The 12,114-nt window shown below is 28.7% G+C and carries 11 protein-coding genes; 2 read left to right on the forward strand and 9 right to left on the reverse strand.

Going from position 1 to position 12,114, the window contains the following annotated elements:
• Positions 1 to 89: 89 nt before the first annotated feature.
• The 8 genes from ychF to AVBRAN12654_RS00080 are packed head-to-tail and all read right to left on the reverse strand — an operon-like array spanning position 90 to position 5,938.
• The gene (gene ychF, locus AVBRAN12654_RS00045) at positions 90 to 1,193 is read right to left on the reverse strand and encodes a redox-regulated ATPase YchF (protein WP_336607805.1); all 1,104 of its coding nucleotides are present in this window, start codon (positions 1,191 to 1,193) and stop codon (positions 90 to 92) included.
• The gene (locus tag AVBRAN12654_RS00050; RefSeq protein ID WP_336613717.1) at positions 1,190 to 2,602 is read right to left on the reverse strand and encodes a leucyl aminopeptidase; all 1,413 of its coding nucleotides are present in this window, start codon (positions 2,600 to 2,602) and stop codon (positions 1,190 to 1,192) included. Before AVBRAN12654_RS00050 ends, ychF begins: the two co-directional genes overlap by 4 nt.
• The gene (locus AVBRAN12654_RS00055) at positions 2,586 to 3,236 is read right to left on the reverse strand and encodes a DedA family protein (protein WP_250325095.1); all 651 of its coding nucleotides are present in this window, start codon (positions 3,234 to 3,236) and stop codon (positions 2,586 to 2,588) included. The genes AVBRAN12654_RS00050 and AVBRAN12654_RS00055 overlap by 17 nt, the downstream gene beginning before the upstream one ends.
• Before the next feature lie 2 nt (positions 3,237 to 3,238).
• Positions 3,239 to 3,787, reverse strand: coding sequence for an adenine phosphoribosyltransferase (gene apt, locus AVBRAN12654_RS00060; protein WP_442862231.1), 549 nt, complete (start codon positions 3,785 to 3,787; stop codon positions 3,239 to 3,241).
• Entirely contained in the window at positions 3,781 to 4,113 is a 333-nt protein-coding gene (locus tag AVBRAN12654_RS00065) for a hypothetical protein (RefSeq protein ID WP_214115786.1), read from the reverse strand. The genes apt and AVBRAN12654_RS00065 overlap by 7 nt, the downstream gene beginning before the upstream one ends.
• Positions 4,114 to 4,554 carry an RpiB/LacA/LacB family sugar-phosphate isomerase gene (locus AVBRAN12654_RS00070; protein ID WP_336606870.1) on the reverse strand — a complete coding sequence of 147 codons (441 nt, stop codon included), beginning with the start codon at positions 4,552 to 4,554 and terminating at the stop codon, positions 4,114 to 4,116.
• A 32-nt stretch (positions 4,555 to 4,586) separates the two neighbouring features.
• Entirely contained in the window at positions 4,587 to 5,024 is a 438-nt protein-coding gene (smpB, locus tag AVBRAN12654_RS00075; RefSeq protein ID WP_214115787.1) for an SsrA-binding protein SmpB, read from the reverse strand.
• An 8-nt stretch (positions 5,025 to 5,032) separates the two neighbouring features.
• Entirely contained in the window at positions 5,033 to 5,938 is a 906-nt protein-coding gene (locus tag AVBRAN12654_RS00080) for a lipoprotein N-acyltransferase Lnb domain-containing protein (protein ID WP_336613718.1), read from the reverse strand.
• A gap of 51 nt (positions 5,939 to 5,989) precedes the next feature.
• Here AVBRAN12654_RS00080 and AVBRAN12654_RS00085 point away from each other — a divergent pair, with 51 nt between their 5' ends.
• Positions 5,990 to 7,069 (forward strand): Mrp/NBP35 family ATP-binding protein, encoded by a 1,080-nt coding sequence (locus tag AVBRAN12654_RS00085; protein WP_214119878.1) that lies wholly within the window; start codon positions 5,990 to 5,992, stop codon positions 7,067 to 7,069.
• Positions 7,070 to 7,101: 32 nt separating this feature from the next.
• Here the strand turns inward: AVBRAN12654_RS00085 and AVBRAN12654_RS00090 are convergent, their stop codons facing one another.
• Positions 7,102 to 11,244, reverse strand: a complete 4,143-nt coding sequence (locus AVBRAN12654_RS00090; protein ID WP_336613719.1) for a hypothetical protein — start codon at positions 11,242 to 11,244, stop codon at positions 7,102 to 7,104.
• A gap of 95 nt (positions 11,245 to 11,339) precedes the next feature.
• Here AVBRAN12654_RS00090 and AVBRAN12654_RS00095 point away from each other — a divergent pair, with 95 nt between their 5' ends.
• Positions 11,340 to 12,110, forward strand: coding sequence for a DUF5718 family protein (locus AVBRAN12654_RS00095; protein WP_214115791.1), 771 nt, complete (start codon positions 11,340 to 11,342; stop codon positions 12,108 to 12,110).
• The last annotated feature ends 4 nt before the right edge of the window (positions 12,111 to 12,114 follow it).

Genomic DNA, 12,114 nt, shown 5'->3' on the forward strand with positions numbered 1-12,114 from the left:
CTTATAAAGATTTTTATCTTTTCTAAATTCTATAAATAAAAAAGAATTTTTAAAAGATTAGCAAGACTTTTAAGCCTTGCTAATAAGATTTATACATTAAATCTAAAGTGCATTATATCGCCGTCAATTACTTCGTAATCTTTACCTTCTAAGCGTAATTTACCTGCTTCTTTAGCTTTTGCTTCGCCACCACAATTTACGAAATCATCATAGCTAATTACTTCAGCCTTGATAAAGCCTTTTTCAAAATCATTATGAATTACACTTGCAGCCTTAGGAGCTTTATAACCTTTATGAATAGTCCAAGACCTAACTTCTTTAACCCCGCAAGTAAAATAAGAAATCAAATTAAGCTTAGCAAAACTTGTCCTAATAATAGCTGCTAAACCGCTTTCATTTACGCCTAATTCTTTTAAAAACTCATTAGCTTCAGCTTCGTCCATTCCAACCAAATCTTCTTCAAGCTTAGCACATAACTTTAAAACGCTATGATTTGATTTGGCTGCATATTCACGCACCTTTTTTACATAATCATTATCATCTAATAATTCATCTTCGCTTACATTAACGCCATAAATTACTTCTTTAGCACTAAGTAATCTTAATTCTTTATTTAAAGTTATAAAAGCTTCGCTATCACGATTTGCATATTCACTAGCTAATCTGCCATCTTCTAGGTGTTTTAATAAATCCTGTGCTAATTCAAGGCATTCTTTAGCACCTTTAAGATTTGCTCTTGCTTCTTTGCTAAGTCTATCAAGCTTTTTATTAAGTTGTTCAATATCAGCTAAGATTAATTCAAGATTTATGATTTCTATATCTCTTAACGGGTCAACCCCACCTTCAACATGAGTGATATTCTCATCATCAAAACATCTTACTATATGTAAAATCAAATCAGTTTCACGAATATTTGCTAAGAATTTATTCCCTAAACCTTCGCCTTTGCTAGCACCCTTTACAAGACCTGCAATATCTACAAATTCTATCATTGAGTGCATTATTCTTTCAGGATTTACTATATTTGCTAAGACTTTTAATCTCTCATCAGGCACTTCAACGATAGCTTTATTTGGCTCAATAGTGCAAAATGGATAATTTGCTGCTTGAGCGTTTGCTGCCTTTGTTAAAGCATTAAAAGTCGTGCTTTTACCAACATTAGGAAGTCCAACAATACCTACGCTAAGGCTCATTTTGCACTCCTTGCCATTCTAAGTAAGTTTATAATATTCATTCTAACTCCAGCTGCACTTGCTCCATAAGCATTCTCGCCCCATACTTTTTCTACATAAGCAGGTCCAGCAATGTCTAAATGCAACCATTTGTCTTTATATTCTTTTCTAATAAACTCGCCTAAGAACATTCCTGCACTAATAGCTCCACCATATCTTGAGCTACCTGTATTGCTAACATCAGCTATTTTACTTTTGATAAGCTCTTTAATGTGTGGATTAAAGTGTAAAACGCAAGTATATTCGCCACTTCTTTTTGAATTGTTATAAAACTCGTTTTGCAAGTCTTCATTATATCCCATAATACCACTTGTATATTCGCTAAGCCCAACCACACAAGCACCTGTTAAAGTAGCTAAATCTATTAATAAATCAGGCTTTAAATCTTGAGCAAAACTCAAGCAATCTGCTAAAACCAATCTTCCTTCAGCATCAGTATTTCTTACTTCTATACTTACACCTTCTCTTGAAATCAATACATCATCAGGCATATATGATTTTTCGCTTATGCAGTTTTGTGCTGCACCTATAATTCCGTGTATTTCATAAGGTAGTTTTAACATACTAGCTGCTTTTAAAATACCTAAAACAGCAGCCGCACCACTCTTATCAGCTTTCATAGTTAGCATATAATCAGCCGGTTTAAGACTTAGCCCACCTGTATCATATACAAGTCCTTTTCCTACATAAACTATTTTTTTAATAGCGTTTTGTGGTTTGTAAGCTAAGTGGATTAATTTTGCAGGATAACTACTTGCACGATTTACTGCTAAAAATGCGTTCATTCCTTCTTTTTGCAAATAATCATCGCTATAAACATTGCATTCTAAATCAAATTCTTTAGCTAATTTTAAAGCGTCTTTTTCAAAACTAAGTTGATTATAAGTGCTTGGAATTTCATTTACTATATTTTTTACATCTTCACAAGCATTTGCTAATACTTTACCTAGTTCAACGCCTTGTTGAATATCATCGTTTTGTTGTGTTTCAAGGCTTATTAATTCTATTTTAGAATTCTTAGGCTCTTTATGATATTTGTTAAACTCATATAAAGATGAAATAACAGCATAAATATGAGCATAAGCACTATAAAACTCACAACCAAGATTAATAAATTCAAGGCTAATGCTTTTTATATTTAAGCTCTTAATGCTCTTAATCGCACTACCTAAACTAGCTATAAAACTAGCATAAGTTAATTCATCGTTTAAGCCAACATAAAGCGTTCTTTTAGCTAGGTTGCAAATCGCTCCAACTCCTTTATAATCATTTATTTCAAAAAATTCTTTATCATCAAATCTACTTAAATCTTTGTTTTGTATCAAACAAACTTTAAAATCAGTATTTTTTTCATTAAATACTACTTTCATTTTTTTTACCTTTCTTACTTAATAATTTATTTTCTAAACTTTTAAAAGCATATAAAATTAAGCATAAAAATCCTACAACTAAAATTCCTGCCAAATACCAATGGTCTTTCGCCCAATTAATAATCTCCCATATATGCTCGCCAAAAATATACACTATAAAAATAGTAATAGCAGCCCATACTTGAGCTGAAATAAAATTAATTATTGCAAATTTCTTTGCACTATAATTAGTAAGCCCTATACTCATAGGAATAACGGTTCTAAAACCATACATATAGCGTTGAATAAATATTATAGGCCAGCCGTATTTTTGAAGTAAAATCTGTGCTACTGCAAATTTTCGCCTTTGTGTTTTTAGCTTTTTTCTAATATAGCTTTTTGAGTATCTTCCTATATAAAAATATATCTGATCGCCCAAAAATCCCCCACAACCTGCTATAAATGTGATAAGTCCTATATGAATATGTTCTCCGTGAGCTGCAAGTCCTGCTAGTATTAATGCAGTTTCGCCTTCTAACGTGCACCATAAAAATATAATAATACTAGCAATTACGATTTTATCTCTAAATAAGGAAGTTAAAACCCCCTCAGGGTCAGCAAAAAAGGAATTTATAAAATTAATTATCATATCCATTGCTAATCCTTTAAAATGCAATAAATATCATCACAATGCTCTTTTAAAGCTTTATATCCACCGATATTTATATCTATTAAAAAACAACTCTTAATCTCTTTAGCACCTGCTAATTTTAATAATTTCATACAAGCAATGCTAGTGCCACCCGTTGCTAATAAATCATCCATAAAAAGAACTTTTACATCTTTTTTTCCTAAAAATGCGTCCTTTTTCATCTCTATTTTATCTTTGCCGTATTCTAAATCATATTCAATACTTAATAGCTCTCCTGGGAGTTTGTTTTTCTTTCTAATTGGAACAAAAGGGATATTTAAAATAGCTCCTAATGCAGCTGCAAAAATAAAGCCACGACTTTCAGCTCCTACTAAAAAATCAAATTCTTCATCTTTATATTTATCTTTTAAGTGATTTATTAAAACTTGCCAACCTTCTTTATCTGCTAAAAGCGTGGTAATATCTGCAAATACAATTCCTTCTTTTGGGTAGTTTGGGTATCTTTTTATCTTCTCATTTAATAATTTTTCTATATTCATATTAATCCTTATAATAAGCTTTCAATTTTTGCTTCTAATTCTTTGATTTTTGTATTTAATTTATTATTTTCTAAGCGATATTGAGAATTTCTTGTCCTAAGGCTTGTTAATTCACTTTTTACCTTATCTAATTCTTCATTTAATACATCTATATTTCCTAAAGAGCGTTGAAGTTGTGTTTGTAGCTTTCTCATAACTACTTCTGTATCATCAAAATTAGTTTTTAAAAACTCTTTTGAGGCTCTTTCTTTATTAAGCAATGATTTATAATAATAAGTCATCACTAAAAAATAAATACATATACAAACTAAAGCAGTAATAACCATCCATATAAATAACATTTATTGCCCTAATTTTTTTACTCTATTTTCGTGTCTTCCGCCAAGAAATGGGGTATTTATAAAGGTTATTATTAAATTTTTTGCAAGTTCAAAATCAACAAATCTAGCGCCTAAAGATATAACATTAGCGTCATTATGTTCTCTTGCTAATCTTGCATAATCTTCGCAATGACAAAGTGCTGCACGAATATGCTTATGACGATTTGCCGCTATGCTAATTCCTATACCACTTCCGCAAATAATAACACCTATTGCATTTGTATCGTTTTTAAGCTCATTTGCTAATTTATTAGCATAATCAGGATAATCCACACTATCATCACTATCACAACCAAGATTTATACATTCGTATTCTTTACTAAAGTATTCAATCAAACTAAACTTTAACTTAGTTGCTGCGTGGTCGTTTGCAAAATAAATTCTCATATTTTTCCTTAATATAAAATAATTTTAGTTTAATATTTAAGAGTTAATTAATAATACGCTCTTGCTTCTCGTTTTAAATCTCTTTCTTTGATTGCTTGACGCTTGTCGTGAAGATTTTTTCCTTTTGCTAAAGCTAGAGTTCCTTTCAAAATCCCACGCTTAAAATAACAATTTAGTATTACTAAAGTAAATCCATCTGTGCTGATTTTACCTATTAATTTATCAATTTCTGCACGATGAAGCAATAATTTCCTAGCTCTTCTATCTTCGTGAGTGAAGTATTTATTCGCCGTATTCATATGACCTATGTGGCTATCAAGTAGCCAAGCTTCACCTTTGATTATCCTTACAAAAGAATCTTTTAAATTGATTTTGCCGTGTCTTACAGCTACAACTTCGCTACCTAATAAGGCAAAACCACATTCATAAGTATCAATTATGCTATATTCAAATCTTGCTTTTTTATTCTCTGCAACGCTTTTCATTATTATCCTTAAAATGAGTATATAAGACCGATTTTAGCGTAATTTTGATTAGCAATTAAACTTAAACGATAATTTTTATAATCAAAATAAGTATTAAGATTTATATGTTTTTTATCAGCACTAATTTTTATACCAAAATTATCAAAATCCTTTAAAAAACCTATGTTTAAGCCGTAATTATTAGCCCCTATAAAAAAACCTTCATAATAATACCCTAAGAAAAAATTAGCAAATACCCTAGCCTTTTTATATCTAATTCCTAATTCAAATTCATAGCTAATCTTTTCATATTCGCTAATTTTTATAGGGCTTATATAATTTTTATTAAAGTTTAATATATTTAAACTATGAGATAATTTATCATTTAGACTAAGAATACTTATCTCAAAATCAAGGCTATTTTTTTTATCATATTCATAAAACAATCCTACTTTATGAAAGTTCTTTTTATAATCAGTATTAAGCGATACAAAACGAATTGGAATTAGGCTTGATTTAAGATTAACACCATAGTTTTTGGCATACATACTTAAAGCCGATGAGCAATTTTTATGCAAAAATGTATAAGTATCATAAATCTCATCTTCGTAAAATAAAGCTGATAGATTGGCTTCTTGGCTATCATCTAAATTAAGCGGATAGCATTTTACTTGTCTTTCATCATCTTCATAAAACTTAATTAATTTATCCTTAGGCAAAATTTGCATAATGCCTTCTACTCCAAAAAGTGCTGATAAATTATCTTTAATATTTAAATTACTATTTAGATTAAAACTAACCGCTTTATTGTTATAAGCTAAAAATATATGCCCAAACATAGTATCAAGTCGCTTGTAGCTATCACTTACATAACAAACACTAATATCACTTGCTCTTAAAAAAATACTAATAATTAATAAAAATACAAATTTCATCTTATTATTTTACTTTTTTTGTTAGCATAAAAGGTAAAAAAAGGAGAAAAAATGGAAATAATTGAACTATTCAAAAATGTCAAATATCCTAATTTTCAAAAGGATATTGTAAGTTTTGGTTTTGTAAAAAGGTGCGAATTAGCAGGAGATATTATCCTAATGGATATTGAAATTCCAGCTGCAAGTGTAGAAATAGCAAATGCTATTAGAAATGAATGTGAAGCAATAGCTAGAAATAATCATTATAAACTTGAGCTTAAAATCATTCAACCAAAATTAGAAGAGCCAGAAGTAAAAAGACCAAAAATCAAAAATCTAGCTCCACAAATTAAGCATTTTGTGATGATTAGTAGTGGAAAAGGTGGAGTTGGCAAAAGCACAACTACTCTAAATCTAGCATTATCACTTGCAAAACTTGGTAAAAAAGTAGGAGTGCTAGATGCTGATATATATGGTCCTAATATGCCAAGAATGCTTGGTGCTGAAAACGAAAAACCTGTAGTAGTAGGCAATAAAATCCGTCCTGTTAAAGCTTATGGAATTGAGTTTATGAGTATGGGAATTTTAATTGAAGAAGGACAAGGATTAATGTGGAGAGGCTCTATGGTTATGAAAGCGATTGAGCAGCTTTTATGCGATGTGTTATGGAGTGAGCTTGATGTATTATTACTTGATATGCCTCCAGGAACAGGTGATGCACAAATTACTCTAGCTCAAAGCGTGCCTGTTAGTGCGGGAGTTTGCGTTAGCACCCCACAAGCAGTAAGTCTTGATGATAGTAAAAGAGCTTTAGATATGTTTAATAAATTAAATATACCTGTAGCTGGTGTAATTGAGAATATGAGTGGTTTTATTTGTCCTAATTGCGATGTTGAGCATGAGATTTTTGGTAAAGGTGGAGCGCTTAATTTAGCTCATGAATATGATTGCTCTGTTTTAGCTTGTATTCCTATTGATTTATCAATTAGAACGGGTGGAGATAGTGGTAAGCCTATTTCTATGTGTGAGCCAAATTCAATAGTAGCAAAAAGATATGAAGAAGCTGCATTTAAATTAATTGAGTTTTTAAACACTACTAAAGCTGATAATTCTAGTATTCAACCAACGACAAACACTCCAGCTTGTCATTAATAAAAAGAAGGGTTTTTAAACCCTTCTTAAAATTACTTAGCATTTGTAAATTCTAAACTGAACTTACCACCATGTAAATCACTTGTATTATTAAGATTAATTACTTCTTTAATGTATTGCTTTTTAGCATTATCAGGTGTTAGTGTGATAGTTACTTCGCCTGTTTTTGGATTTTTAGAAAAGCTTGAGCCATATTCAGCATTAAATGATAATTCATTAATAATAGCACCAGCGTCTTTATAATATAAAGAACTCTTTAAAGGTATTTTTGTTCTTTCGTTTTTCTTATTTAAATAATAAAGCTCTAAATCTGTTGTAGGATTTAAAGTAATTTTGTCAGTATTTGTTACTTTATTATCTTTATAAGTAACATTAGTAAAGATAAATGAGTATTCATTAGCTAAATTAGTGCTAGCTCCATCTAAAGAAACTTTTGATGATTTTAATAATGAAAACTCAGCAACACTTGGCTTAGCTAAACTTGCATTAGTATCTATTGTTTTATTATCTGGAGTTTTTTTGTATTTAGTGTAAGCTAATTCTAAATCTACAGATATTTTATCTTTTGGTGCAGCAAATCCAGCTATAACAGCATTAATGTTATTTGTCTTTGTATCATTATATAAATCTTCTAATTTTTTATCAAAATCTTTATTTAACTTATCTTTTGTAATGATAACTCTATCTACTAGAATTTGATTTGCACCATTAATTGTGGTATTAAAGCTTTTATCCGTATAATTTTCATCAATATTTACTAAATATCTATCTTTAGCTTGTTTATCAGTATTATCAAAATTTAATTCATACTCAAGATTATGGTCTTTGCTAAATTTATGATATACATAATTTAAGCTATTTGTATCCTTAGCACCTAAATTATTAAATACATAATAAATCTTTAAGCTATTATTATCGCCTACTTCACTCTTAAAGAATGTTTTTTCATCTGTAAAGGCATTGTTTATTATAGGAGTTCTTAAAACATATTCCTTAGTGCTAGCAAAATTAATACTTATAGCACTTTTACTATCAATTAAACAACCTACTTTTCCATATTCATCTACTTTATTATTGACAGCATTTGCATTACATAAACCTTTAATACTATCTGGTTTTGTGAATTTACCTTCATATAATTTAAGTTTTGCATCAGTTGATAATGGGAAATTTACAACTGCGTCATTGATTTTATAGGTATTATTATTGTCTTTTACAAACGCAACTTCATTGCTATCAGATATAGTATTTTTATTAGTTGCATTTAAACTAAAATCATAATTTTTACCTTGACTATCTTCTACACTTAAAGTAGTTTTTGTTAAAGCAAATTCTTCATTTGTTACTATTAGCTTATCATCAGCATCTTTTAATCCTGCATTAAATACTGCTACTTTTCCACCCGCAAGAGCATTTTCTCCAGCTGTAAATGTAGTGCTTGTAGTGTATTCAACTAAAGCAGGTCTTAAACTAAAATCATTAGTGCAATTTCTAGCTTTAACAGGCACTTCAATTAGGCTTTTAGCGTCTTTATTGTTATTATTTTTATTGATTTCTTCTTGAACTTGAGATTTAGAATATATTGTATAGCATACTTTATATCTACCTACTTTTAAATCATCAATTCTAACAACGCCATTATAAAACGGATAAGCACCACTAAATCCTGTTTGAGTAAATATTGGATTACCTACTAAATAATCATTTTCGTGACTAATATTAACTTTACTTGTTCCATTATCATAATAAGTAAGGTCAGCTGATTTAATTATTTTATTAGTATTTGCATCTATTACATCAAAAGTTACAAAATTATCAATATTATTTAATTTATTTGATGATTTTGCACTTTGAATACCTAAATAAACAGGTTTTCCAGCTATTCTAGTATTTGCAGTCGTAGGATTAAAACCTGTGCTAGTGCTGTTTAATACAGGCATTTTATCAGGGTCTTGTTTATTCCAAATAGAACCAAAATCTACATTACTAGCATTAAAATTAATATCACTAATAATTACATAGAACTTACCTGATGATTTAGCATTAATAATAGTATTTGAATTGGTTTCAAAAAATGGTCTATCATCAGCATAAAAACCTCTATCAAGTGTAAGTTCTAATAGTATTGATTCACCAGATTTATACTTAATTGCATCTAATAACCCTTCATCAACTCTTAATGCCATAACATCAGTTGTGTATTCACTTGAAAAATAGCCATTCTTTTCACTATCTTCGCTAATTACTCTAAAGCCACCATCAGTTTTGCTTAATTTATAAGTTTTGTATTTAAAATCTTTAAATTTAAATTTCATATTAGAGCAGTTTTTACCACTACTTATATCGCATTCTTGTTTATTTTCAAAGCCTAATCTATTAAAGTCTAAATCAACGCCTTCGTATGTAAATGATAATTGAGCATTATTATTTACTCCGTATTTAAGCTCTGTTACAACATAAAATTCTTTATCATTAAAGCTACTTGGTAAATTTTCAACTTTTGCTTTTCTAGGAACTAAATTTTTATCAATTTCAGTAGTTTTAGCTCCATCAGCGTCAGGATAAAAATGTAAATAATATCTAGCACCAATTTTGCCATTTGAAGAATTGCCGTATTGTTTTTCGTCTTTACCTCTAAAACTAGTAGGTCTAGTATTTAAAGTAAAACTATGTTTTTCACCAGATACAGAACTTGTATATACCCCACTTTTTCTATCTATTGAGTAATTAGCAATTGCATATTCTTCATCAATTTTTTTTATATAATTTTGTAAAAATATATTGTTAGGACTATTCCATAAAAATTTATTAGCATCCATTGCCATAAATTTTTGATAATTATTAGAATTGCGACTTGCATAATATTGTAAATTAACAAAATAACACTTACCTATTTTATTTACACTACCAAACTTGCCACCATAATAAGTCTTATCACTCATTCCTGAGTTGAAAAATTCAAAAGCACTACTTGCATTATTAAATTCGTTTGGACCATAAGTAGCTAAATTCTTTACAGTTAAAGCTTCTCCAAATTTTATATCCTTTTTATTTCTATAATAGACATCGTATTTATAATTTGCCCAAATATTTCTGTCTTTTTCATATTCTTTTATAACTCTATCATCTTGATTAAATTGACTATCTGGCTTTGTACTTTCTGAAACACCATAATAAATTATTTTACCATTTTCATTTTTTACTCCACCCCATTCTCCAGCATAAGCTGTAGTAAAGTGATCTCCGTATTGTGACAATCTAACATTAAGCCCTAAATCTTTTAGGTAATTAAAAAATCTAACATATCTAGTATGATCATTTAAATCTTCCCATTTATAAGACTTCTCACAACCTTTATTATTTTTAAATTTCTCCTTATTGTAAGGATCTACTTCATTACACCAAGAACCTCTACCAGATAAATCACCGATTAAAGATTCTCCTACTAAAAAATTCCAAGCAACATACATATCTCTTCTTTTGGTATCATTTGAATATCTCATTTTATTATTTTGAATACCTATATAATTATTTGCAAAAGCTGTAAAATCTTTAGAAAGATTATTTAAATTTAAATTATCACTTATATAAAAACTAAACGGATTATATTCGTTTTGATTTTTAGCGATTACTAATAATCTACCAGTAGTATTTACTCCAAAATCTTTATATGATTCTTGATAATTTCCTAAACTATATTGATATATAGTAGTATCATAATCATAACGTGGATTTACATTGCTTGAACTCGCATATAAATTTACATTATTTTTTGTAATATTGATGTATTTTACAAAACTATCAGCACTAGGCTTAATTCCATTACCTAAATTTGAATTATCACTTTCTATACACCATACATTATCTCTAAAATTAGCATTATCTGCATTAGGATTTCCACTGCCATCTCTATATTTATATACTTGCATTAATTGGGTGCAATCATTATAATTTGCCAAATCACTAGTTCCTCTACCATGAAAACAACCAATTACAGCATTATCTCTTCCGTATAATTGATAATAATCAGTAATTAATTCTATTTTAGAATTTCTAGCTCCTGCAGAGTTATCTAAATTGCCAAAATATAGCCCTTTAATAGCTTCACTTGTACTTACTTCACTTCCGTGCAATACACTTATCGCACATAGGGATAGAAATATCGTTTTTTTCATATTTTCTCCTAAAATAAAAAAAGTATATTTATTTTACATAAAACTTATCAATTAATGCTATAAATTATAAAAATATTTCAATTTAAGGAAAAATAATGTTTAAAGACTATTTATGCTTAGGTGTGATAGGAAATGTCCCTAATCATTTAAATCAAGCTAACGAAGCTAAAGATTTTACTGAATTACACACAAGTGATTTTGCACCTAAAGGTGTGTTTCCATTCTACTCTAAAGATAGTGATAAAGAATATTTAAAGAGATTTTGTATTAGTGAAAATGAGCTTATTTTAGATGGAGATTTTGTTCAAATTGAGCCTGAATTATGTGTAATTTTTAAAGCTTTTTATGAAAATGATAAACTAAGTGATTTAAAACCACAATTTTATGCAGCGTTTAATGACGCTAGTAAAAGAGTAAATGAAAATAAAATATCTTCTAAAAAGAACTTCTCAACTGCTAGTAAAGGTATTGGGAATTTAGTTCCTTTAAATAATCTTGATGAATTAAATGATTATAAAATCCACTGCTATTTAAAAAGAGATAATGAGATAATAAAATACGCAAACGAAGATTATATAAAAAATTATTTTTATTATTCAAATACATTAATCACTTGGCTAATTGATACTATAAATAATCAAATAGACATAGCAACCCTTGAAGATATAAGACCTTTAATAGCTAGTAAGCCTGCAAATTTATTGATATGTTTAGGTGCTTTATCTTATACTCCTTTTGGAGAAAAACACTATTTAAAAAATAATGATGAAATCTTTGTAGCTATTTCTAAAAATGATGAATTTATAAATGTTAAAGATGGCTCTTGTCTTCATCAAATAGTAAAAAGCAATAATTCTAGTAAATAATTTA

Origin of the sequence: Campylobacter sp. RM12654, assembly GCF_020137585.1 — a bacterium.
Taxonomy (GTDB): domain Bacteria; phylum Campylobacterota; class Campylobacteria; order Campylobacterales; family Campylobacteraceae; genus Campylobacter_E.

Bases quoted from the DNA above. Each gene is read 5' to 3' on its own strand.
- AVBRAN12654_RS00065 (WP_214115786.1), bottom strand. From the start codon at position 4,113: ATGTTATTTATATGGATGGTTATTACTGCTTTAGTTTGTATATGTATT.
- AVBRAN12654_RS00095 (WP_214115791.1), top strand. From the start codon at position 11,340: ATGTTTAAAGACTATTTATGCTTAGGTGTGATAGGAAATGTCCCTAAT.
- AVBRAN12654_RS00050 (WP_336613717.1), bottom strand. From the start codon at position 2,602: ATGAAAGTAGTATTTAATGAAAAAAATACTGATTTTAAAGTTTGTTTG.
- AVBRAN12654_RS00080 (WP_336613718.1), bottom strand. From the start codon at position 5,938: ATGAAATTTGTATTTTTATTAATTATTAGTATTTTTTTAAGAGCAAGT.
- AVBRAN12654_RS00085 (WP_214119878.1), top strand. From the start codon at position 5,990: ATGGAAATAATTGAACTATTCAAAAATGTCAAATATCCTAATTTTCAA.
- smpB (WP_214115787.1), bottom strand. From the start codon at position 5,024: ATGAAAAGCGTTGCAGAGAATAAAAAAGCAAGATTTGAATATAGCATA.
- AVBRAN12654_RS00055 (WP_250325095.1), bottom strand. From the start codon at position 3,236: ATGGATATGATAATTAATTTTATAAATTCCTTTTTTGCTGACCCTGAG.
- AVBRAN12654_RS00090 (WP_336613719.1), bottom strand. From the start codon at position 11,244: ATGAAAAAAACGATATTTCTATCCCTATGTGCGATAAGTGTATTGCAC.
- ychF (WP_336607805.1), bottom strand. From the start codon at position 1,193: ATGAGCCTTAGCGTAGGTATTGTTGGACTTCCTAATGTTGGTAAAAGC.